General features: G+C 67.2%; 17 protein-coding genes and 1 pseudogene. 10 read left to right on the top strand and 8 right to left on the bottom strand.

Annotated elements, in window-relative coordinates; all coding sequences use genetic code 11:
• Nucleotides 1–90 precede the first annotated feature (90 nt).
• Together AC07O0_RS14000 and AC07O0_RS13995 are read right to left on the bottom strand one after the other, a co-directional pair.
• Complete coding sequence (locus tag AC07O0_RS14000; protein ID WP_494623965.1) at nt 91–498, bottom strand: DUF1036 domain-containing protein; 408 nt, start codon at nt 496–498, stop codon at nt 91–93.
• A gap of 26 nt (nt 499–524) precedes the next feature.
• On the bottom strand, nt 525–1,823 hold the full coding sequence (locus tag AC07O0_RS13995; RefSeq protein ID WP_494624222.1) for a glycerate kinase type-2 family protein: 1,299 nt from the start codon (nt 1,821–1,823) through the stop codon (nt 525–527).
• Between the two features lie 132 nt (nt 1,824–1,955).
• On the opposite strand from AC07O0_RS13995, the gene AC07O0_RS13990 reads away from it, so the two are divergent.
• Complete coding sequence (locus tag AC07O0_RS13990) at nt 1,956–2,741, top strand: N-formylglutamate amidohydrolase (RefSeq protein WP_494623963.1); 786 nt, start codon at nt 1,956–1,958, stop codon at nt 2,739–2,741.
• Between the two features lie 78 nt (nt 2,742–2,819).
• Nucleotides 2,820–3,062, top strand: a complete 243-nt coding sequence (locus AC07O0_RS13985; protein ID WP_494623961.1) for a DUF2312 domain-containing protein — start codon at nt 2,820–2,822, stop codon at nt 3,060–3,062.
• 117 nt (nt 3,063–3,179) lie between these two features.
• On the opposite strand, the gene AC07O0_RS13980 is transcribed toward AC07O0_RS13985, so the two are convergent.
• A complete protein-coding gene (locus AC07O0_RS13980; RefSeq protein WP_494623959.1) occupies nt 3,180–3,767 on the bottom strand; it encodes a nitroreductase family protein in 588 nt (195 codons plus the stop codon).
• A 183-nt stretch (nt 3,768–3,950) separates the two neighbouring features.
• On the opposite strand from AC07O0_RS13980, the gene AC07O0_RS13975 reads away from it, so the two are divergent.
• Together AC07O0_RS13975 and AC07O0_RS13970 are read left to right on the top strand one after the other, a co-directional pair.
• Nucleotides 3,951–4,931 (top strand): LysR family transcriptional regulator, encoded by a 981-nt coding sequence (locus AC07O0_RS13975; protein WP_494623957.1) that lies wholly within the window; start codon nt 3,951–3,953, stop codon nt 4,929–4,931.
• A 78-nt stretch (nt 4,932–5,009) separates the two neighbouring features.
• Nucleotides 5,010–5,216: pseudogene (locus tag AC07O0_RS13970) on the top strand (glutathione S-transferase N-terminal domain-containing protein); the annotation flags it as partial.
• Between the two features lie 408 nt (nt 5,217–5,624).
• Here AC07O0_RS13970 and AC07O0_RS13965 read toward each other — a convergent pair.
• The 5 genes from AC07O0_RS13965 to AC07O0_RS13945 all read right to left on the bottom strand — a co-directional run bounded on the left by AC07O0_RS13965 (nt 5,625) and on the right by AC07O0_RS13945 (nt 15,561).
• Nucleotides 5,625–8,774 carry an efflux RND transporter permease subunit gene (locus tag AC07O0_RS13965; protein WP_494623955.1) on the bottom strand — a complete coding sequence of 1,050 codons (3,150 nt, stop codon included), beginning with the start codon at nt 8,772–8,774 and terminating at the stop codon, nt 5,625–5,627.
• A 4-nt stretch (nt 8,775–8,778) separates the two neighbouring features.
• Entirely contained in the window at nt 8,779–9,930 is a 1,152-nt protein-coding gene (locus AC07O0_RS13960) for an efflux RND transporter periplasmic adaptor subunit (RefSeq protein ID WP_494623953.1), read from the bottom strand.
• A gap of 120 nt (nt 9,931–10,050) precedes the next feature.
• Entirely contained in the window at nt 10,051–11,781 is a 1,731-nt protein-coding gene (locus AC07O0_RS13955; RefSeq protein ID WP_494623951.1) for a peptidoglycan L,D-endopeptidase MepK, read from the bottom strand.
• Between the two features lie 258 nt (nt 11,782–12,039).
• A complete protein-coding gene (locus AC07O0_RS13950; protein ID WP_494623949.1) occupies nt 12,040–13,920 on the bottom strand; it encodes a L,D-transpeptidase family protein in 1,881 nt (626 codons plus the stop codon).
• A 150-nt stretch (nt 13,921–14,070) separates the two neighbouring features.
• Nucleotides 14,071–15,561, bottom strand: coding sequence for a sigma-54-dependent transcriptional regulator (locus tag AC07O0_RS13945; RefSeq protein WP_494623947.1), 1,491 nt, complete (start codon nt 15,559–15,561; stop codon nt 14,071–14,073).
• A 202-nt stretch (nt 15,562–15,763) separates the two neighbouring features.
• Here AC07O0_RS13945 and AC07O0_RS13940 point away from each other — a divergent pair, with 202 nt between their 5' ends.
• From AC07O0_RS13940 to grxD, 6 genes are all read left to right on the top strand, one after another.
• A complete protein-coding gene (locus AC07O0_RS13940) occupies nt 15,764–17,605 on the top strand; it encodes a M3 family oligoendopeptidase (RefSeq protein ID WP_494623945.1) in 1,842 nt (613 codons plus the stop codon).
• A 13-nt stretch (nt 17,606–17,618) separates the two neighbouring features.
• Complete coding sequence (locus AC07O0_RS13935) at nt 17,619–18,503, top strand: methyltransferase domain-containing protein (RefSeq protein ID WP_494623943.1); 885 nt, start codon at nt 17,619–17,621, stop codon at nt 18,501–18,503.
• Nucleotides 18,500–18,940, top strand: a complete 441-nt coding sequence (locus tag AC07O0_RS13930) for an acyl-CoA thioesterase (protein ID WP_494623941.1) — start codon at nt 18,500–18,502, stop codon at nt 18,938–18,940. The genes AC07O0_RS13935 and AC07O0_RS13930 overlap by 4 nt, the downstream gene beginning before the upstream one ends.
• Before the next feature lie 95 nt (nt 18,941–19,035).
• A complete protein-coding gene (gene purL / locus AC07O0_RS13925) occupies nt 19,036–21,276 on the top strand; it encodes a phosphoribosylformylglycinamidine synthase subunit PurL (protein WP_494623939.1) in 2,241 nt (746 codons plus the stop codon).
• Nucleotides 21,277–21,348: 72 nt separating this feature from the next.
• On the top strand, nt 21,349–21,585 hold the full coding sequence (locus tag AC07O0_RS13920) for a BolA/IbaG family iron-sulfur metabolism protein (RefSeq protein ID WP_494623937.1): 237 nt from the start codon (nt 21,349–21,351) through the stop codon (nt 21,583–21,585).
• Nucleotides 21,586–21,633: 48 nt separating this feature from the next.
• The gene (gene grxD / locus AC07O0_RS13915) at nt 21,634–21,969 is read left to right on the top strand and encodes a Grx4 family monothiol glutaredoxin (protein WP_092156865.1); all 336 of its coding nucleotides are present in this window, start codon (nt 21,634–21,636) and stop codon (nt 21,967–21,969) included.
• The last annotated feature ends 40 nt before the right edge of the window (nt 21,970–22,009 follow it).

Genomic DNA, 22,009 nt, shown 5'->3' with positions numbered 1-22,009 from the left:
GTCACTCCCCGCTTAAAAATTTATCTGTGCCCGCTCTTGGCAGGCCTCGCCGATTCAAACGATTAGAGCAAGTGATTTGCCGCGCTGCACTCATGGTCGTGGCGCCGCGCCGGCCGTATCTGTGAGCTGGATTGTCCAGCCCTTCTGCTCGCCCGTGTCGACCTCGAAGAAACCGGAGCGCTCGTAGCCGCGCGCCAGGCAATCCTCGATGCCGCGAATCGTGAATTCCTTGTTGCGCGTGCACATGACGGATTTGCCGGTCCACTCGCCGCCTTTGTCGTAGTCGACGGCATGGACGTAGTAAAAGCGCGCCGCCAGCGTGCCGCGCAGCAGCGTCTCGCAGGCGCGCGGCGCCAGGTTCCACCAACCTTCGGTGACCCAGCCCTGGGCATCGCGATAGCCGAGAGCGACGCCGACGCGGCTGCCGGTGGTGTTGCACATGCGCAGATCCGCCAGCGCCGGGCCGGCGCCGACCAGGAGCAGCCCGGCGGCAAGCATTGCAGGAAGAAGAAATCCGCTTCGGCTCATGAATTGGGTCTTGGATCGATCAGAATCACGCGGCAGTCGTTGACATTGGTCAGGGTCGGGCCGGTCTGCAACAGATCGCCGAGCGGGGTGAAGAAGCCGGTCGAATCGTTCTGGGCCAGCGATTGGGCAGGATCGAGGCCGAGATCGCGAGCACGCGCCAGTGTGGTTTCGTCGATGACGGCGCCGGCCGGGTCGGCCGCCTCGCCGCCGCCGCCATCGGTGCCGTCAGTATCGCCGGAGAGCGCGATGATGCCAGGTTCTCCGCCAAGCGCGATCGCCAGGGCCAGCGCGAATTCCTGGTTCGGCCCGCCGCGGCCATCGCCGGCGATGGTGACGGTGAGCTCACCGCCGGAGATGAGGGCGGCGCGGCGCCCGGCGGCCTTGAGCTCGCGTGCGCGGACCGCCTGGGCGGCCGCGACGTCGCGGGCCTCGCCTTCGAGATCGGGCCCGAGATCGATCGGCTCGTAACCGGCCTCGCTGGCGGCCTTCACCGCCGCGGCGATAGCGTCGGCAGGGCGGGCGACGATGCGGTACTCGCTACCGGTGAAGGCGGAATCGCCAGGCTTGGGCGTCTCGCTGGCGTCGTCGGCGAGCAGGGCCTGTGCGGCGGGTGGCAATGTCAGCCCATAGCGGACGACGATGGCGCGGGCATCGGCCATCGTGCTCGGGTCGGGCACGGTCGGGCCCGAGGCGATCGCGGCGGGGTCGTCATGCGGCACGTCGGAGACCGCTAGCGTGAGCACCTTGGCGGGAGCGGCGGCGAGCGCGAGGCGGCCGCCCTTGATGCGCGAGAGCCGCTTGCGGACGATGTTCATCTCGCCGATCGGCGCGCCGGAACGCAGCAGCGCCTTGTTGACGGCTTGCTTCTCGGCAAGCGTCAGGGAGCCTGCCGGCGCGACCCAGTTGGCCGAGCCGCCGCCGGAGAGCAGCACCAGCACCAGATCGTCGGCCGTGGCGGAGGCTGCAAGCTCGAGCGCCCGCGTCGCGCTGGCGATGCTGCCTTCGTCGGGCACGGGATGGCCGGCAGCCAGCATCGGAATATGGCGCGTTGCGGTCTCGTAGCCATGGCGGGCGACGGCATGACCGAGGAAGCGCTCGGGCGAGAGCTTCAGCGTGTCGAGATAATGGGCTTCGGCCAGTGCGGTCATGCTGCCGGCCGCCTTGCCGGCGGCGAGCAGGATTAGGCGGCCGTTCGGTGGCGGAGGGGGCAGATGCGCGGCAAGCCAGCTCTGCGGATGGGCTCTTGCCACGGCGGCGTCGAAAATCCGCCGCGCAACGTGTCGCTGCCCTGCGATTGCGTCCTGCCGCTGCTCCAAGCGTCTTCCTCTTGCGAATCTGCTGTTGGCAATCGACTTTCGTCTCAGCCCCTTCTATGTCGCGCGGGCGCGGGCGTCACCCGCGATTTGATGATGTAATCCGAGGTCATGATGCGCGCGGACGAGGGCTTGCAGAGCGTTGCGCCTGCCCGGCAGCCCGGCGATGTCGAAATTATCGAGGGGAGCCCCGCGACGGGCATCCTGCTGCTCTGCGACCATGCCACCAACGCGATACCGGCTGAGCTGAACCTGCTCGGCCTGCCGCCGCAGCAGCTCGAACGCCACATCGCCTACGATATCGGCGCCGCCGAGATGACGCGGGCGATGGCGCAGGCGCTGGGTGCTCCCGCCGTGCTCAGCAATTTCTCGCGGCTGCTGATCGATCCCAATCGCGGCCGCGACGATCCGACCTTGGTGATGCGGATCTCGGACGGCGCGATCGTGCCGGGCAATGCCCGGATCGACGACGCCGGGATCGCTGAACGGATTGCGCGCTACTACGCGCCCTATGACGCAGCCATCGACGTTGCGATCGAGACGGCGCTTGCTGCCGGCCATCCGCCGGCGGTCGTCTCGCTGCATTCCTTCACACCGTTCTGGAAGGGCGTGCCGCGGCCCTGGCATGCCGGCGTGCTCTGGGACAGGGAGGGCCGGCTGGCGCAGGCGCTGATCGCGGCGCTGCAGGCCGAGGGCGACCTCATCGTTGGCGACAACGAGCCCTATAATGGTGGCCTGCCCGGCGACACGATCGACCGCCATGCCACCCGCCGCGGCCTGCTCGACGCACTGATCGAGATCCGCCAGGACCTGATCGGCGAGCCGCATGCGGCGCGCGCCTGGGGCTTCAGACTGGCGCGGCTGCTGCCGGGAGCGCTGGCTGCGGCACGAGAGATGTGAACTCAGGCCGCTTCTCGCTTGACCTTGCCGCCCATCCTTGCGAACCCCTGCGGCCAATTTCCGAAGAAGGGTTTGAGAATGGACGATCCGGTTGCAGGCGACCAGCTCAAGAGCATCGTACAGCGCATCGAGCGGCTCGAGGAAGAGAAGAAGACGATCTCCGACGACATCAAGGAGGTCTATTCCGAAGCCAAGGCCAATGGCTACGACGTCAAGGTGCTGCGCAAGGTGATCGCGCTGCGCAAGCGCGACCTCAACGAGCGCAAGGAAGAGGAGGCGATCCTCGACCTCTATCTCCAGGCGGTCGGCGAGAGCGCCTGAGGCTGAGCTAGCGAACATCAAAACGCCGCCCGAGGGATACTCGGGCGGCGTTTTGCTTTTCAGGGCGCTGCTCAGGCGATGAGCTTGGACCTAGCGCTGCTCGTCTCCGAGCTGCGGTCAACGATGGGTGCGGAACCGCAGCTCGTCGTCGATGAAGGTCTTCTCCTGGAAGGCCGCCTCATTGGAGCCGAAAGGCATCTGCGCCGTCAGCTTCCAGGACGCAGGGATATTCCAGGTCTTGGCGACTTCCGCGTCGACGAGCGGATGGTAGTGCTGCAGGCTCGCGCCGATGCCGACATCGGCAAGCGCGGTCCAGACCGCCAGCTGTGCCATGCCGGTCGAATGCTCCGACCAGATCGGGAAGTTGTGCGCGTAGAGCGGGAAGTTCGCCTGCAGGGCCTTCACCGGCTCCTGATCCTCGTAGAACAGCACCGTCCCGGCGCCGCTCGCAAAAGCCTCGATCTTCTTGGCTGTCGCGGGGAAGTCAGCAGCCGGCACGATCGCCTGAAGCGCCTCCTTGGCGATGCTCCAGAACTTGTCGCTCTCCCTGCCGAAGAGAATGACGGCGCGGGAACTTTGCGAGTTGAAGCTGGAGGGCGACAGGCGGATCGCCTCCCGGATCAGGCCATCCACCTGCGTTTCGGAGATCGGCAGATTCTTGCCGAGGGCATATTGCGTACGGCGCCGCTTAAGCTTGTCGAGCATGGCTTCCTCATCTGTGAACGCGTGTCACACCGGCAGGCCGAAGAAACGGGTGGTTTTCTCGGAGCACCCCTTCAGGCGCCCTTCCTGCGAGAGCGGGATTTGATGAGGCAGAGGTAGCGGTTCACTTGCCGCACCAGAATGCCCATATTGGGCACCACTCTGTTGCTCACGCAGGAACGCTTCATGTCAGAGATCGACGATATCCGGAGCTTCGTCGCCGTCGTCGACGCCGGCGGCTTCGGTCGGGCTGCCCATAGCCTTGGCCTGGCGAAATCGATCGTCAGCCGCCGCATCGCCCGGCTGGAGTCCGATCTCGGCACAAGGCTGCTCAGCCGGACGACGCGCGGTGTCGCCGCCACCGAGGCCGGGCTGGAATTCAAGGCGCGCGGCGAGCGCATCCTGTCGGAGCTCGCCGAGGCGCGCGAGGCGGTGGCGCAGCAGAGCGACGGCGTCACCGGCCGGCTCAGGCTGTCGATGCCACTCTCCTTTGGCTATCGTCACCTTGCCCCGGTGCTGGCGGAGCTGGCCCAGCGGCATCCTCGGCTGGAGCTCGATGTCGAGGCGAGCGACCGTCAGGTCGACCTGATCGGCGAGCGCTTCGATGCCGCGATCCGGATCGGCTCGCTCAAGGATTCGACCCTGGTGGCGCGTCGCATCGCTCCGGTGAAGGGTGCGGTGCTGGCCAGTCCGGATTATCTCGCCCGCCACGGCAGGCCGGAGACGCCGCTCGATCTCGCCCGCCACGAATGCCTGGTCTATTCGGGCAACAGCGTCGTCGACTGGGGTTTTCGCATGAACAGGCGCTGGGTCTCCGTGCGCCCCTCCAGCCGCTTGCGCTCCGACAATGGCGACACGCTCCTGCGCTGGGCCGAAGCCGGGCTGGGCATCGCCGTCCTGCCGACCTTCATCGCCAGCGACGCGATCCGTGCCGGGACGGTCGAGCACATCCTCTGGCGCTATCCGATGCGAGAGAGCGCCCTTCATGTCGTGCGTCCGCCCGGGCCTTACGTGTCCGGCAAGGTGCGGGTGCTGATCGACCTGATGCTCGAGCGCTTCGGCAACGCGCCCTCCTGGGATCCCTGCCAGGCGGCAGTGCAGGCGAAGATCGCGGCTGGTGAACTGGCTCCGGAGGACTATCCAGCCGACGAGCATCAAATGGCGTGAAGTCGCGCTTCACGCGAATTCGCGTGGCAAGCGCGCCGCCAGCAGCCAGTGTTCCGCCCACGACAATGGGAGATCGCCATGCTGCTGGTTGGAATGCTCGACAGTCCCTATGTGCGGCGCGCCGCCATCACCGGGACCTTGCTCGGCCTCGATTTCGAGCATCGTTCGGTCTCGGTGTTCCGGCACATGCCGGAGTTCCGCAAGATCAATCCGCTGATCAAGGCGCCGACGCTGGTCGCCGAGGACGGCACGGTGATCACCGACTCGCTGCTGGTCATCCAGCATTTCGAGGATGTTGCCGGCCGCTCATTGCGGCCGACCGACAAGGCGGCGCGGGTCCGGGATCTCAGTCTGACCGGCATTGGCATCGTCGCGGCCGACAAGGCGGTCTCGGTCGAGTACGAGCGCAAGCGGCCGGAGGAGAAGCGCTATGAGAACTGGCAGGAACGCATCCTGGCGCAGCTCCACACGGCGCTCGACCTGCTCGACCAAGCGGCGGAACGTGGCGAGATCGGGGCCGGGCCGGAGCTCAGGCCGGGCGACATCGCCGCCACGATCGCTTGGGGATTCTGCCGTTTCGTCATCCCGGAATTTGCCCCGGCGGAGCGCTGGCCAGCCCTGGCGCGTCAGGCCGCTGCCTGCGAGGCGCTCGACGTCTTCAAGGCCTGGCCGATCGACCGGGAGTAGGCCCCGCTATTCGGCCGGCGTCGGCGTCTGCTCGACCTTCGGCCGCGCTCCCGGCCGCAGGCGCTCGCGCAGGCCCTGGAATACGACGTAGAGCGCCGGGATCACGAAGATGCCGAGGATGGACGCGAACAGCATGCCGCCGAAGACCGGCGTGCCGACGTCGCGCCTCGCGAGCTTCGACGGTCCTTCCGCGATGACGAGCGGCAGGAGGCCGAGGATGAAGGCGAAGGACGTCATCATCACCGGCCGGAAGCGCAGACGCGCGCCCTCGGTCGCTGCGTGCAGGAGCGGATGCCCCTTCTCGCGCAGCTCCTTGGCGAACTCGACGATCAGGATGCCGTTCTTGGCGGCGAGGCCGATCAGGACGACGATGCCGATCTGGGCGTAGAGATCGAGCGTCAGCTTGGCGAGGACGATTGCGACGAAGGCGCCGAGCACGCCGACCGCGACCGAAAGCAGGACCGGCACCGGGATCGTCCAGCTCTCGTAGAGCGCGACCAGGAAGAGGTAGGCGAAGAGCAGGGCGAAGGCGAGGATCATCCCCGTCTGCCCTTCGGCCCGCTTCTCCTGGAAGGAGACATCGGTCCATTCGCCGCGATAGCCTGATGACAGCGTCTTGGCCGCGACCGTCTCCATCGCCTTCAGCGCCTGGCCGGAGGAGACGCCCGGGGCGGGCGAGCCCTGGAGCGTCACCGCCAGACGGTTGTTGTAGCGGATCAGCGCCTGCGGGCCGACTTCGACCCGCGCCTCGACGAAGGAGCGCAGCGGGACCATGTCCCCGGACTTGTTGCGGACATTGATGCGGTAGATGTCGTTGACCGAGGCACGGTCGGTGCCCTCGGCCTGGACCTGGACCTGCCAGGTGCGGCCGAACAGGTTCATGTCGTTGACATAGTAGCCGCCGAGCGAGGCCTGCAGCGCCTGGAAGACGTCGCTGAGCGCGACGCCGAGGATCTGGACCTTGTCGCGGTCGATGTCGAGATAGATCGAGGGCGCCGAATCCGAGAAGGTCGAGAACACCCGCCGCAATTGCGGGTCCTGATTGGCGGCGACGGTGAGGCCGCGCAGGGCTCGGCCGAGCGCCTTGGGATCCGAGGAGCCCATGTCCATCAGCACATAGCTGAAGCCGCCGCCGGTGCCGAGGCCGATGATCGGCGGGGGAGCGACCGGCACGACATTGCCGTCCCGGACGTTGCGGAATTTCTGGGCGAGGCGGGCGATGACCGCCGGGGCCGTGTCTTCCGGGCTGGTGCGCTGGTCGAACGGCTTCAGTGTCACCACGAAGAAGCCGGCATTGGGCTGGGAATAGTTGTCGATGAAGTTGAGGCCGATGACCGTGGAATAGTCGGCGATCGCCTTCTCGGTCTTCAGGATGCCCTCGACCTCAGCGGCGAGCGCCGAGGTCCGGCCGATCGAGGCGCCATCGGGCAATTGGGCGACGACGAAGAAGGCGCCCTGATCGTCCTCCGGCAGGAAGCCGGTCGGCGTGATGCGCCCCATCGCATAGATGCCGGCGCCGAAGGCCGCGGTCAGGGCAAGACTGATGAGCGAGACGCGAACGAGGCGCGCTACGCCGTCGCCGTAGCGGTCGCGTGTCCAGTCGATGCCGCGCATGATGTGGCCGATCGGCCCGCGCCGCGGCCCGTGATGGGGCTTGAGCAGGATGGCGCAGAGCGCCGGCGACAGGGTCAGCGCATTGATCGCCGAGAGCACCATCGCGACCGCGACGGTGACGGCGAACTGGCGGAAGAGCTCGCCGGAAATGCCGGGGATGAAGGCGACCGGCACGAAGACCGAGAGCAGCACCAGCGTGATCGCGATGATCGGCGCGACGATTTCGCCCATCGCCCGCTTGGTCGCCTCGGCCGGGGAGAGCTCGGGGTGCTCCTCCATCACGCGCTCGACGTTCTCGATCACGACGATGGCGTCGTCGACGACGATGCCGATGGCGAGGACCACGGCGAGCAGCGAGACGGTGTTGGCGGAATAGCCGATGGCGTTGAGCACGATGAAGGCGCCGACCAGGCTCACCGGCACGGCGATGGTCGGGATCAGCGTCGCCCTGAGATTGCCGAGGAAGATGTAGACGACGAGGACGACGAGGACGAAGGCCTCGATCAGCGTCTTCTGGACCTCGTGGATCGTGGCGGTGACGAAGGCGGTCGGGTCGTAGGTGACTTTCCATTCGAGACCGTCCGGGAAGGACTTCTGGAGGTCGCCGATCGTCTTCTTGACGGAATCGAGGGCGGTGAGGGCGTTGGCGCCCGGCGCCTGATAGACGCCGATCAGCACTGCCGGACCGCCGTTGAGCCTGGTGTCGCGGTCGAGATTGGCGGCGCCGAGCTCGAGGCGCGCGACGTCCGAGAGCCGCAGCACCGAGCCGTCGGCATTGGTGCGCAGCACGATCTTGCCGAACTCCTCCGGCGAGGTCAGGCGGCCCTTGGTCTGGATGTTGAGCTGCAATTGCTGGTCATCGGAGATCGGCCGCGCGCCGATGCGCCCGACCGCGGCCTGCGCGTTCTGGCCCTGGATGGCGGCGATGATGTCGCCGGTTGTCAGGTTGAGGCCGGTCAGGGCGTCGGTACGGACCCAGGCGCGGATGGCGTAGTCCTGCGCGCCGAACAGCATGGCATCGCCGACGCCGGCCGTCGATTTGATCGCGTCGAGCAGGTTGATGGTGACGTAGTTCGAGACGAACAGCGTGTCGTAATTGCCCTTGGGCGCGTAGACCGCGATGACGCCGAGCAGCGCCGAGGACTGCTTCTTGACCGTCACGCCGCTGCGCTGGACTTCCTGCGGCAGCTTCGACAAAGCGAGCTGCACGCGGTTGTTGACGTTGACGTTGTTGATGTCGGCATTGGTGCCGAGCTCGAACGAGACCTGCAGCGAATAGCTGCCGTCATTGCCGCTGACGCTCTTCATGTAGAGCATCTTGTCGGTGCCGACGATCTGGGCCTCGATCGGCTGGGCCACGGTCTGTTCGACCACGGCGGCGGAGGCACCGGGATAGACGGCCCGCACCGAGATCTGCGGCGGCACGATGTCCGGATACTGCGCGACGGGGATCGCGAACAGCGAGATCAGCCCGGCGATCGTGGTGACGAGCGCGATGACGATCGCCAGCCGGGGCCGGTCGACGAAGACGGAGCTCAGCATCGGTTCAGCTCCGGCCGACCGGCGGGGTCACGGGCGAAGCGAGCACCGGCACGCCAGGCCGGAGGTTCTGCAGGCCCTGGATGACGATCTGCTCGTTGCCGGCAAGGCCCTGGTCGATCACGACATAGGCACCCGCCTCGGCCCCGACCTTGACGCGCTTGGCCACCGCCTTGCCGTCCTCGACGGCGAAGACATAGGAGCCCTGCTGGTCGGCGATCAGCGCCGATTGCGGCACCAGCACCTTTTCCTCGCTCTGAGGCGCCTGGACGCCGACACGCACCAGCGTGCCGTCGAGGAGCTTGCCGTCGGGGTTAGGCAGGGTGGCGCGCACCAGCACGGTGTCGGTACCGCGCTCGACCGAGACATCGACGAAGTCGACGCGGCCCTTCTGGTCATAGCTTGAGCCATCCGAGAATTTCAGGCTGACGAGCGGCGCCTGACCGTCTGCCGGCAAACGGTTCGTCTTCAGCGCCAGGAACTCGCGCTGGCTGACCGGGAAAGTGACGTACATCGGGTTGTCGCTGACGATCTGGGCCAGCACGCCGCTATCGGGCCCGACGACATTGCCCTTGGTCACCTTGGTCCGGCCGATCCGGCCGGCGATCGGCGCCTTGATCTCGGTATAGCCGAGATTGATCTGGGCGGTCTTCAGGTTGGCGGCGGCGGTGGTCTCGTCGCCCTGTGCGCCCTTCTCCTCGGCAACGCGCTGGTCACGGATGGCGACCGAGCCGGCACTGGTGCGCAACAGGTCCTCGGCGCGCTGACGCTGCACGGTGGCGTTCTGCAAGGTGCCCTGGGCACGCTCCAGTGCGCCCTGCGCCTGCTCGACCGCCGCTTCGAACGGCGCGCGCTCGATCCGGAAGAGCGGAGCGCCCTCGGTGACGGTCGATCCGTCCTTGAACAGTACGTCCTCGAGGTAACCGGTGACGCGGGCTCGGATATCGACGCGGTTGACCGCTTCGATGCGCCCGACGAAATCGGCGGTCTGCGTGATCGCGCGCTTCTCGGCTGAGACGGTGCCGACCGGGACGGCGGTCGGTGCCGGCTGCTGCGCGAACGCGCCGTTCGGGCAAGCGGCAATGGCGAACGACAGCAGAGAGCCGAGCCAGAGCGAGCGCCGAGCGCCCGCCAATTTCGAGTGCAAACCGTCGAGCATGAGGCCCCCGCCAGTGCATTGCTGCCGCGGTAACGTACAGCGGCGAGTTGCATTCTGCGTGTTTTCTTCGGGGCGCGCTACGTCAACGTGATGACGAAAGATGCAAGCCGGACCCGTCGGTTAATTCTGCACGAAGGTCGTTGGAAGGGCCTTGACCGCCGGTCCGGTGAAGCCGCTGGTGCCGACATCGCTAGGTTCGGCCGCGGAAAAGCCGAGCGCCGCGGCCGGATTCGCGCCAGCGACCCAGCCCTTGGCATGGGCTTCCGAGCCCGTCTTCGCCTTGGCGGTCGCGACCGTCGCGCGGCGGGCGGGTGGCGCTTCCGGGGCCGAGACCGCGGCGAAGAGCGAGTCGAGGCCGGCGCGATCGGCATTGTACTCGGCGGCGATCGGGGTCGTGCGTGGTCGCGCGGCGATCTGGGTCGTGCCTGCCTGCTCCGGTGCGGCGCCCGGCGGGCGCGGGCGGATCGGTGGCAGCGGGTGGCTGACATTGACGAGTTTGGCGCCGGCAGGGACGGCGTCCTCAGCTTCTTCGCCGAGCCGCAGGCCTTCGGTCGACAGGCTCGCCAGTGCGACCGGGCGCGATGGCGGTAGCGGCGCCGAGACGGAGCGACCGGTGACGATGGTTTCGAGAGAGGGGCCAGGAAGGTCGTCAGGTCGGCGCGGCGGCAGCGAAGCCAGAATCAGCCTTTGCTCGGCTGTCGGTAACGGCAGCGCCGAGGCTTCCGCCGCCAAAGCGGCTAGCTGGGGTGAGCCGGCCGGCAGATTCGGTGTCGGCGGCGTCAGGCCGCTCGGACGCGCGACGGGCAGCGCGGTTGCGATCGGGCTTGGCTTCGGCGGTTCGGGCGGAGCGGCCTGGGCAGGAGCAAGGGCCGCGACCTGAGTCTCCTCCGGCGGCTGCGAGGTGGTCGTCGTCGCCCGGTTCGAACGGTCGCGCAACACAGCGCGACCGGAGGGTTCGGGCTGGGCCGGCTGCGCGTTGAAGACGGCGAAGCGGCCGCCATCGCCGCTGTTGCTGTCGCCGGCATAGGCCATGACGGTCGGCTGTGGGGTCGGAGCGCGGCGTGCGGCTGCACGGCCGCGGGTCGGACGGGCGTCAGCCTCTTCGTCGTCGCCGCCGAACAGTGCGGCCCAGAAGCTCTTGCCGCCGCTGCTGGAGGCCATGATCGCGCCTTCGTCGTAATCTCCGGCGCCATAGCCCATCACGGAGCCGCCGCCGGACAGAATCTCGGCCTTGGCGGTCTCGTAGCCGCTGAGCGGCTTGCCGTCGGCCGGCAGATGCACTGTCCGTTCGTCGGGGAAGAGGCGCACGAGCTGGTCGCGGGTCATGCGCGGCCAGGAGCGGACGGAGCCGGCGTCGAGATGGACGAAGGGGGTGTGGGCTCCGGGATAGAAGCCGACGCCGCCGCGCTGCATCCGCATCGCGGTCTCGCGCATGCGGGCGGTCGGCGTATCGGGCAGATAGAAGTCCATCGCCTTGCCGAGCATGTGCTGGCTGTGCTTGGCGACGCCGCGCGAGCGCCGGCGCAGCATCGAATTGGTGCCTGGCGAGCGATAGGCCGAGACGACGTGGAAGGGCTGGTCGGAGCCGACCTTGCGATGGACCTCCCAGGCGATGTCGAACAGGCGCGGGTCCATCCGGATCGGCTCGTCTGTGCGCCAGTCGCGCAGCGCCCAGTTCAGCTTTTCCAGCCCCGAGGAATCGTAGCGGCCGTCACGCTTGAAGGTGACAGTCGTCTCCTCCTTGGTGTGCATGTGCTTGATCGTGATGGTGCGGGTGTCGCCGTTGGCGACGGCGTTCTGCGTGCCGCGTGCACCGAGGACCAGGAGGCTCGCGCTGGCGATCAGGAGCAAGCCGACACGTTTGCTGCTCCGCAAAGACTGCGGGAGCCGTGCTGCGATCTCGGCTTTCGACCTGCTCACTCTGTCAGACTCGTCTCGAAGCGCCGGGCGAGCCGGAGCGGTAAACGTGAAGGAACAGTTGCCGAGAAGGCTTAACGGGAGGTTACCGGCGAGACAACACCCCCGCCGGAATCCGGCAAGCAAGATTGCTCGCTACCGGCAGATCGTGGCGAAACCGTGCCGAATGGGACTTTTTCGCAGCAGAATCGGTCAGGAACGTTGCTCGAGCGCGTTCCTGACCAGCCTGTGGAAACCGTAGATGTCGTCGAATGTCGAGACGGCGCCGGCCTCGTTGACGACGATGGTTTCGTAGACGAGGTGGATCGGCAGCGGTTGCGGCAGCTTGATGGTGCGCTCGCCGGAGCCGATCAGCCGCTTCAGCCGCTCGCTCGTCCACTCCGGCCCGAGCACCTGGTCGGCGAGGGCGAAGGGATTCTCGACGCGGACGCAGCCATGGCTGAAGGCGCGCTTGCCGGCGCCGAACAGCCCGCGATTCGGTGTATCGTGCAGGTAGACGGCGTGGTCGTTCGGGAACATGAACTTGATCCAGCCGAGCGCGTTGCGCTCGCCCGGCGGCTGGCGCACCGAGATGCTGCCGTTCTTGGCCCGCGTCACGACATAACCGCGCCTTGCGGCGTAGTTTGGATCGTTGGCGAGCCCGGGCAGGAACTCCTTCTTCAGGATCGAGGGCGGCACGAACCAGGACGGGTTGACGACGACGTGCTCCATCCGGTGCGAGAAGACCGGAGTCGCCGATTCCGGCTTACCGACGATCACGCGCGCCTCATAGGCGACCTTGTCGCCGTGCATGACGCGCATCTTGTACTCGGGAATGTTCACGATGATGCGGTTCTCGCCGAGATCGCTCGGCAGCCAGCGCCAGCGCTCCATCTGGGCGATGATGTCGCTCTCCAGCCGCGTCGAGCGCGGCATGGCGAGCGCGGCGACGGTCTGGTCGCTGAGCACGCCGTCGGCGCGCAGGCCGGCCTGCTTCTGGAAGTCGGCCAGAGCCAGCGCGGTCGAGCGATCGTAGACCGGCTCCTCGCTGGTGCCGAGGCCGAGCCGGGCGCGGACGAGCGGCACGCGCTCGTCGCGCATGCCGACCTTGAGGGCAGGGCCGGCCGGGATGCGGGCGATCGGCGTCTCGGGCTTGTCGGCGCGCAGTTCGGCGAGCTTGGCCTTGAGATGCTGATAGCCGGTATGCCGGGGATTATAGGCGGCTAGCACCGCGCCGGCATCGGCGGCGCCGGTCAGCTCCGACAGCACCTCGGTCGCCGAGGGCAGTTCGAGCTTCGGCGTGATCAGCTTCGACAGGCGGCGCGGGTCGAGGCGGCCGCCGCGGGCGTCGCGGGCATAGAGCACGGCGAGTGCCGAGAGCCTGATGTCGGCGGCGGCGAGGCTGTCCTTGTCGCTGGCTTCGAAGACCGGGAGCAGATAGTCGCCGGCCCGCAAGCCATCATCGCCGGCGCGGCCGAGCTGCGCGACGACCTGCTTGCCGGCGGCGCCGAGATCCTTGCCGTCGACCCAGAACGGACGGTTCTCGTTGGCGGCGTAGGCGGCGACGATGTCGGCGCGCTCGCGGGCGGAGAGGCGCGGCAGGGCAGCCGCGATCTCGGCCTGGGCCGCGATCCGGCCGGAGAGTTCGAGCCCGGCCGGCAGCGTGACCGCGACCTCGGGCAAGGGCGGCAGATCAATCTGTGGCGCAGACGGCTTGGCCAGTTGCGGTTGCGGTGCCTCGGCCGGTTTCGTCAGGGCCGGATCGACCGGCGGCATCTCCGGCGGGTCGAGATCGGGCTCGGCCTCGATCCGGTCCGGCCTCGTCGAGAGCGCGCCGGTGACGATTTCCTTGGCCTCGGCGGCTTCGGCCGATTGCAGGTCGGCAGATGGGCGCAGATCGAGCGTGACTTGCGCCGGGGCAGGGATGTCGAGCTGCTGCGGCTCGGCGTCGGTCTTGAGAATGACCAGAGCGGGCTGTTCAGGCAGCGGCTGACCGATCCCGCTTGCCGTCTCCTGCGCGGTCGCGGCAGCGAGCGCGAGCGACAGGCCAAGCGCGGCGGTTGAGACGGTTTCCGCCAGACGGCGAAGGCACATCGATGAACTTCCCCGGTCCTTGCCGATCCACGCCGATAACTGCGTGACTCGACCTGCTTCGACAAGATGCCGCCCTGCAACAGCGGCCGATATTTCGCCCTCTGCAACCCGTCCCCTGTCGGCTGCAGAGCGCGTTTCGCTGCGGGTTCGCTAGGCCGCGTCGGCGCCGTCGGCGGCGTCCTCGCCCTCGATCAGCCCGTAATCCTTGAGCTTGCGGTAGAGCGTCGAGCGCCCGATGCCGAGCTTGCGCGAGATCTCGGACATGTGGCCGCGATAATGGGCCAGCGCGAACTTGATGATCTCGCGCTCCAGCTCGTCGAGCGTGCGCATGTCGGAGCCTGCGACGAGGTCGAGCGCATTGGGATCGCGGACCGGCACCTGGATTACGCGGGGCGGCGCCTCGCCGCGCGGCTCGCTGGCGATCGAGGCCGGCGCCGGCGGGATGCGGACATCGAAGCCGTCCATCTGCGCGGCGATCTGCGGGAACTCCGCGACGGTGAGCTCGTCGCCATCGGAGAGCACGACGGCGCGGAACATCGCGTTCTCGAGCTGGCGGACATTGCCGGGCCAGTCATAGTCGGCGAGCAGCGAGAGTGCCTCGGCGCTGATGCCGCGCAGCTTGCGGCCTTCTTCCGCGGCGAAACGAGCGAGGAAGCCGCGGGCGAGGTCGGCGACGTCTTCGCGGCGCCGGCGCAGCGGCGGGAGCGTGATCGGGAAGACGTTGAGCCGATAGTAAAGGTCTTCGCGGAACTCGCCGCGCTTCACCTGCTCCAGCAGGCTCTTGTTGGTCGCCGAGATGATGCGGATGTCGACGCGTACTGACTTCTTGCCGCCGACCGGATCGACCTCGCTCTCCTGGATGGCGCGCAGCAGCTTGACCTGCGCATCGAGCGGCAGTTCGCCGACCTCGTCGAGGAAGAGCGTGCCGCCATTGGCCTCGACAAATTTGCCGATGTGGCGCTCGGTCGCGCCGGTGAAGGCGCCCTTCTCATGGCCGAACAGGATGGATTCGACGAGGTTGTGCGGGATCGCGCCGCAATTCACCGTGACGAAGGGCTTGCCCCGGCGGTCGCTGGAGCCCTGGATGGCGCGGGCCAGCACCTCCTTGCCGACGCCGGACTCACCCTCGATCAGGATCGGGATGTTGGAGCGGGCGGCACGTTCCGCCAGCTGGATGACGCGACCCATGTCCTGGCTCTTGCTGGCGAGATCTCGGAAGCCGAGCTGCCCGGAGGCGCGCCGCTTCATGTAGCGGATCTCGTGTTCGAGAGCGCCGAGCTTGAGCGCGTTCTTGAGCGAGACCTGCAGGCGCTCGGCCCCGGCCGGCTTGACCACGAAGTCGACTGCACCGGCGCGCATCGCCGCGACGACGGTCTCGATCGAGCCGTTGGCGGTCTGGACGATCACCGGCACCTCGCTGCCGCGCTCGCGCAGCGCGGCCAGCACGCCCATGCCGTCAAGGCCGGGCATGACGAGGTCGAGGATCAGGCAGTCGATGCGCCGCGATTCGTCGACGAGGGCAGCAAGCGCCTGCTCGCCACCTTCCGCGAGCGCGACCTCGTAGCCGAAGCGCTTCAGCATCGCATCGAGCAGCCGGCGCTGCACGGGATCGTCGTCGACGACGAGGATGGTTGCGGACATGAAACCTCGGCAGGCCAGACTGTTAGCCGGAATCGGCTGTTCCGTTTCGGGTCACTGTCAGGGAGAACGGTTAAGCCCCGCTTAAGCCGGCACCTCGCGCAGGAAATCGGGCGGGTGTGGCCGCACCGCCGTTGATCGCGGGCGGCGGGCCGCGCATATGAGAGGGCCGCTATCCTTCCCGACAGGCCGAGGCAGAGACGACATGACCCGCCCCTTCGACCGTCCCGCAACCGCACGCGCTGCCCATGCCGGAGGCGCGGCCGAGGCGCTCGGCGCCCTGCCGGAATGGGATCTGACGCATCTTTACCCGGCAATGGATTCGCCGGTCTTCGCTGCCGATGTCGAGCGTGCGGCGGCCGAGGCGCGGCGCTTCGCCGAGCTCTATCGCGGCAAGCTCGCGGCGCTCGCCGCGCGCGAGGATGCGAGCGCTGCGCTGACCGAGGCGGTCAAGGCCTATGAGGGGCTGGAGGATCTGGTCGGCAAGATCATGTCCTATGCCGGCCTGGTCTATTCCGGCGACACTACCGATCCGCAGCGCGCCAAGTTCTATGGCGACACGCAGGACAAGGTCACCGCGATCTCGACCGAGCTCCTGTTCTTCGGGCTCGAACTCAACCGAATCGACGAGGCGCTGCTGGCCAAGGCGGCGGCGCAGGCGCCACTCAGCCACTGGAAGCCGTGGCTCGAAGACCTCGCCAAGGACAAGCCGCACCAGCTCGAGGACCGGATCGAGGAACTCTTCCATGAGAAGTCGGTCACGGGCCACGGCGCCTGGAACCGGCTCTTCGACGAGACGATCGCCTCGCTGCGCTTCAATGCCGGCGGCGACGAACTCACCCTCGAACTGACGCTGAACCGGCTGCAGGACGCCGATGGCGCGGTGCGCAAGGAGGCGGCGGAGGTGCTCGGCACCGTCTTCCGCCAGCATCTTCGCACCTTCGGCCTGATCACCAACACGCTCGCCAAGGACAAGGAGATCTCCGACCGCTGGCGCAAGTTCGAGGACGTCGCCGACTCGCGCCACCTCGCGAACCGGGTCGAGCGCGAGGTGGTCGATGCACTGGTTGCTGCTGTCCGCGAGGCCTATCCGCGTCTGTCGCACCGCTATTACAAGCTGAAGGCGCGCTGGTTCGGCCAGGACGTGCTCGACTATTGGGATCGCAACGCGCCGTTGCCCAAGGTCGAGCAGCGCACGATCCCCTGGACGGAAGCGCGCGATACCGTGCTCTCGGCCTATGGTGACTTCTCAGCTGACATGGCGGGAATCGCGCAGCGCTTCTTCGACGAGCGCTGGATCGACGCGCCGGCTCGTCCGGGCAAGGCGCCGGGCGCCTTCGCGCATCCGACCGTGCCGTCGGCGCACCCTTACGTCCTGCTCAACTATCAGGGCAAGCCACGCGACGTGATGACGTTGGCGCATGAACTCGGCCATGGCGTGCACCAAGTCCTGGCCGGACCAAACGGGGCGCTGATGGCGCCGACGCCGCTGACGCTGGCCGAGACGGCGAGCGTGTTCGGGGAGATGCTGACCTTCCGCAAGCTGCTCGACGGAACGACGGACCCTAAGCAGCGCAAGGCGATGCTGGCGGCCAAGGTCGAGGACATGATCAACACGGTCGTGCGCCAGATCGCCTTCTATTCCTTCGAGCGCAAGGTCCACGAGGCGCGCCGGCAGGGCGAGCTGACGGCTGAGAACCTCTGCGATCTCTGGCTCAGCGTGCAGTCGGAGAGCCTGGGTCCGGCGATTCGGCTCGGGCCGGGCTACGAGACCTTCTGGGCCTATATCCCGCACTTCATCCACTCGCCCTTCTACGTCTACGCCTATGCCTTCGGCGATTGCCTGGTGAACTCGCTCTACGGCGTCTACCAGAACTCGGCCTCGGGCTTTCAGGAGCGCTATTTCGCGCTGCTCTCGGCCGGCGGCACCAAGCACCATTCCGAGCTGTTGAAGCCGTTCGGCCTCGATGCGCGCGATCCGGCCTTCTGGCAGATCGGGCTCAAGATGATCGAGGGGCTGATCATCGAGCTCGAAGGGATGGAATGAAGCGAGGCGCGCGGTGAGCTCCGTCGTCTTCGACCGCGCGCTCTATCGCCGTCGCCTCGCGGCGGCGCTTTCTGCCGGCTATCCCGATTTTTTGGTGGCGCGCTGTGTCGGCGATCTCGACGAGCGGCTGTCGGCGGTGCTCCGGCGCTTCGAGCGGGCGGCCGATCTCGGCACGCCGCTGCCGCTGGCTGCGCCGGTGCTGCAGGCGAGGGCTGGCGACCTGTTGCGCATGGCCGAGGTCGCGGATCACAGTTCTGCGCTTGTCGGCGATCTCGAAGCCTTGCCCTTCGCGGGGGAATCGCTCGATCTCGCGGCTTCGCTGCTGGCACTGCATGCGGTCAACGACCTGCCCGGCGCCCTCATCCAAATCAAACGGGCGCTCAGGCCCGACGGGCTCTTCATCGCCTGCCTGCTCGCCGGCCAGAGCCTCACCGAATTGCGCCAGTCGCTGCTGGCGGCCGAGGTCGAATTGACCGGCGGCGCGAGCCCGCGCGTCGCGCCCTTCGCCGACCTGCGCGATCTCGGTGGGCTGTTGCAACGCGCCGGCTTCGCGCTGCCCGTCATCGACAGCGAGAGCGTTACCGTGCGCTATGGCGACATGTTCGGCCTGCTGCGCGACCTGCGCGCCATGGGCTGGGCCAATGCGCTCTCCGAGCGCAGCCGCAAGCCACTGCGGCGCGGCGTGCTATTGCGGGCGGCTGAGCTCTATGCCGAGCGTTTTGCCGATCCGGACGGGCGCCTGCGCGCCACCTTCGAGATCGTCTGGCTCTCGGGCTGGGCGCCGCATGAGAGCCAGCAGAAGCCGCTGCGGCCGGGCTCTGCCAAGGCGCGATTGGCGGATGCGCTCGGCGTTCCCGAACTCGGCGCCGGCGACAAGGCGCGCGGGGAGAAGCCATGAGCGAGAAGCCGGTCAGGCTAGGGCGGGCCGATTTCCGCCTGTTCCGCACGATCCCGACGCGCTGGGCCGACAACGACGTCTTCGGCCACGTCAACAATGTGATCTACTACAACTGGTTCGACACGCTGGTGAACGCCTGGCTGATCGAGCAGGGCTTCCTCGATGTGACGGAGAGCAGGATCGTCGGCCTCGTCGTCGGCACGCGCTGCAATTATTTCGAGAGCGTCGCCTTTCCCGAGGTGGTCGAGGGGGCGCTCGCGGTCGAGAAGCTCGGGCGCTCCTCGGTGACCTACCGGATCGGGATATTCCGGCAGGGCGGGGCGCTCACGGCGGCGCAGGGCCTCTTCACCCATGTCTATGTCGAGCGCGGGCCGCAGACGCCGGTGCCGATCCCGGCCAAGCTGCGTGCTGCCATGGCGGAGATCGGGGTCGGCTAGGCGCTCCCAGCGATTGTGTCAGCGGCCGTTTTCGGGCTATTGCCCCCGCTTGAGATCGAGCCCCTGGCTCGCCCCCTCCGTCAGGAACAGGCCGCGTGATTCCCAACGACATCAAGATCACCCCGCAGCTGGTCGCCGAGCACGGCCTCAAGCCGGACGAGTACCAGCGCTTCCTGCACCTGATCGGGCGCGAGCCGACGATCACCGAGCTCGGCATCGTCTCGGCGATGTGGAACGAGCACTGCTCCTACAAGTCGTCGAAGATCCACCTGAAGACGCTGCCGACCAAGGCGCCCTGGGTGATCCAGGGCCCGGGCGAGAATGCCGGCGTGATCGACATCGGCGACGGGCTCGCGGTGGTCTTCAAGATGGAGAGCCACAACCACCCGTCCTTCATCGAGCCCTATCAGGGCGCGACCACCGGCGTCGGCGGCATCCTGCGCGACGTCTTCACCATGGGCGCGCGGCCGATCGCGGTGCTCGACGCACTGCGCTTCGGTGACCCGTCGCATCCCAAGACCCGCCATCTGGTCTCCGGCGTCGTCGCCGGCATTGGCGGCTACGGCAATTCCTTCGGCGTGCCCAATGTCGGCGGCGCCACCGGCTTTCATCGCCGCTATGACGGCAACAATCTGGTCAACGCCATGGCGGTCGGCCTCGCTCGATCCGACGAGATCTTCTACGCCAAGGCCTCGGGCGTCGGTAAGGCGATCGTCTATCTCGGCTCCAAGACCGGTCGCGACGGCATCCATGGCGCGACCATGGCCTCGGCCGCCTTCGACGAGGGCGCCGAGGAGAAGCGTCCGACCGTGCAGGTCGGCGACCCCTTCGCCGAGAAGCTTTTGCTCGAAGCCTGCCTGGAGATCATGGCCGCCGGCCATGTCGACGCGATCCAGGACATGGGCGCGGCCGGCCTGACCTGTTCGGCGGTCGAGATGGGCGCCAAGGGCGATCTCGGAGTCGAGCTCGATCTCAATGCGGTGCCCTGCCGCGAAGCGCAGATGAGCGCCTATGAGATGATGCTCTCGGAAAGCCAGGAGCGCATGCTCATGGTGATCAAGCCCGGCCATGAGGAGCCGGCCGAGGCGATCTTCCGCAAATGGGGCCTCGACTTCGCCGTGGTCGGCAAGACCACCGACACGCTGCGCTTCGTCGTCAAGCATGACGGCGAGACCATGGCCGACCTGCCGATCAAGGAGCTCGGCGACGAGGCTCCCGAATACGACCGTCCCTGGGTCGAGACGCCAAAGCGTCCGGTGGTCGAGGCCGCCAGCGTGACACCGCCGATGTCGAACGCCGAGGCGCTGCTTGCGCTGGTCGGCTCGCCTGATCTCTCGTCGAAGCGCTGGATCTACGAGCAGTACGACACGCTGATCCTCGGCAATTCGGCGGTGACGCCGGGTGGCGATGCCGGCATCGTCCGGATCGAGGACGGGCCGAAGGGCCTCGCCATGACCGCCGACGTGACGCCGCGCTATTGCGAGGCCGACCCGTTCGAGGGCGGCAAGCAGGCGGTGGCCGAGGCCTGGCGCAACCTGACCGCGGTCGGAGCCTTGCCGCTCGCCATCACCGACAACCTCAATTTCGGCAATCCGGAGCGGCCCGAGGTAATGGGCCAGCTGGTCGGCTGCATCAGGGGCATCGGCGAGGCCTGCAGGGCGCTCGACTTCCCGGTCGTTTCCGGCAACGTCTCGCTCTACAACGAGACCAACGGTGTCTCGATCCTGCCGACCCCGACCATCGGCGGCGTCGGCGTGCTCGCCGATGTGACGAAGCATGCCACCATCGGCTTCAAGGCCGAGGGCGAGGCGATCATCCTGATCGGTGAGACCAAGGGCTGGCTCGGGCAGTCCTCTTATCTCGCGACCGTCTGCGGCCGCGAGGAGGGCGCGCCGCCGCCGGTCGATCTTGCGGTCGAGCGTCGCAATGGCGAGTTCGTGCGCGGGCTGATCACGGCTGGCCGTCTCAGCGCTTGCCACGATTTGTCAGATGGCGGTCTTGCCGTCGCGCTCGCCGAGATGGCGATGGCGAAGGGTATCGGCGCCGAGCTTGATTTCATGGATGTCCCCGGAGCCCATCGCGAGATTCCGGGTGACATGCCAAGCCATGCCTTCCTGTTTGGCGAGGACCAGGCCCGATATGTCGTGACCTGCCCGTATGACGAGATCAACCAACTTCAAAAGGATGCCATCGCGGCGGGGGTGTCGACCTGGCATCTCGGCTCTACCGGTGGTGAAGCGTTGATCCTGCCGGGCGAGGCTGCTGTTTCGATTGCCGACCTGCGGAAGACACATGAGAGCTGGCTGCCGGACTACATGGCCGGCAAGGCCGGATAGAGTTGTTTTGACGCATTTTCTTCGCGCGAACCGGTTTCCACTTCGCTTGAAAATGCCCTGAGGAGATCTGCCATGGCGATGGAAGCAAGCGAGATCGAGCGTATGATCAAGGCGGCGTTCCCCGATGCCATCGTCGAGATCAAGGATCTTGCCGGCGACGGTGATCATTATGCCGCAACCGTGACCTCAGCTGCCTTCAAGGGCAAGAGCAGAGTGCAGCAGCACCAGATGGTCTATGCCGCCTTGCAAGGAAACATGGGCGGCGTGCTGCATGCCCTTGCGCTGACGACGACGGTTCCCCAGAATTAGAACGAGTTCATCCGGCGGGCCTTGAACCCGCATTTGGAGATAAATGTCATGAGCGACGTCAACGCCCGTATCGATGCCGAAGTGAAATCCAGCGATGTGGTGCTCTTCATGAAGGGCACGCCGCAATTCCCGATGTGCGGCTTCTCCGGCCAGGTCGTGCAGATCCTCTCTTACGTCGGCGTGCCGTTCAAGGGCGTCAATGTGCTCGAGGATCAGGAGATCCGCGAAGGCATCAAGGCCTATTCGAACTGGCCGACCATCCCGCAGCTGTACGTCAAGGGCGAGTTCGTCGGCGGCTGCGACATCACCCGCGAGATGTTCCAGGCCGGCGAATTGCAGGCGCTGTTCGAAGAGAAGGGCATCGCCGTCAAGCAGGCGAGCTGAGCCACTTCACTTTCTTGGAATCGAAAAGGCGGCGCGTGAG

Source organism: Allobosea sp. GW821-FHT10B12, assembly GCF_059415545.1.
Note: the sequence above shows the minus strand (reverse complement) of the source record. Positions and strands in the feature narration are given on the sequence as shown.

Bases quoted from the DNA above. Each gene is read 5' to 3' on its own strand.
- AC07O0_RS13990 (WP_494623963.1), top strand. From the start codon at position 1,956: ATGCGCGCGGACGAGGGCTTGCAGAGCGTTGCGCCTGCCCGGCAGCCC.
- AC07O0_RS13940 (WP_494623945.1), top strand. From the start codon at position 15,764: ATGACCCGCCCCTTCGACCGTCCCGCAACCGCACGCGCTGCCCATGCC.
- AC07O0_RS13965 (WP_494623955.1), bottom strand. From the start codon at position 8,774: ATGCTGAGCTCCGTCTTCGTCGACCGGCCCCGGCTGGCGATCGTCATC.
- AC07O0_RS13975 (WP_494623957.1), top strand. From the start codon at position 3,951: ATGTCAGAGATCGACGATATCCGGAGCTTCGTCGCCGTCGTCGACGCC.
- AC07O0_RS13920 (WP_494623937.1), top strand. From the start codon at position 21,349: ATGGCGATGGAAGCAAGCGAGATCGAGCGTATGATCAAGGCGGCGTTC.
- AC07O0_RS13985 (WP_494623961.1), top strand. From the start codon at position 2,820: ATGGACGATCCGGTTGCAGGCGACCAGCTCAAGAGCATCGTACAGCGC.
- AC07O0_RS13930 (WP_494623941.1), top strand. From the start codon at position 18,500: ATGAGCGAGAAGCCGGTCAGGCTAGGGCGGGCCGATTTCCGCCTGTTC.
- grxD (WP_092156865.1), top strand. From the start codon at position 21,634: ATGAGCGACGTCAACGCCCGTATCGATGCCGAAGTGAAATCCAGCGAT.
- AC07O0_RS13960 (WP_494623953.1), bottom strand. From the start codon at position 9,930: ATGCTCGACGGTTTGCACTCGAAATTGGCGGGCGCTCGGCGCTCGCTC.
- AC07O0_RS13945 (WP_494623947.1), bottom strand. From the start codon at position 15,561: ATGTCCGCAACCATCCTCGTCGTCGACGACGATCCCGTGCAGCGCCGG.
- AC07O0_RS13950 (WP_494623949.1), bottom strand. From the start codon at position 13,920: ATGTGCCTTCGCCGTCTGGCGGAAACCGTCTCAACCGCCGCGCTTGGC.
- AC07O0_RS14000 (WP_494623965.1), bottom strand. From the start codon at position 498: ATGCTTGCCGCCGGGCTGCTCCTGGTCGGCGCCGGCCCGGCGCTGGCG.
- AC07O0_RS13980 (WP_494623959.1), bottom strand. From the start codon at position 3,767: ATGCTCGACAAGCTTAAGCGGCGCCGTACGCAATATGCCCTCGGCAAG.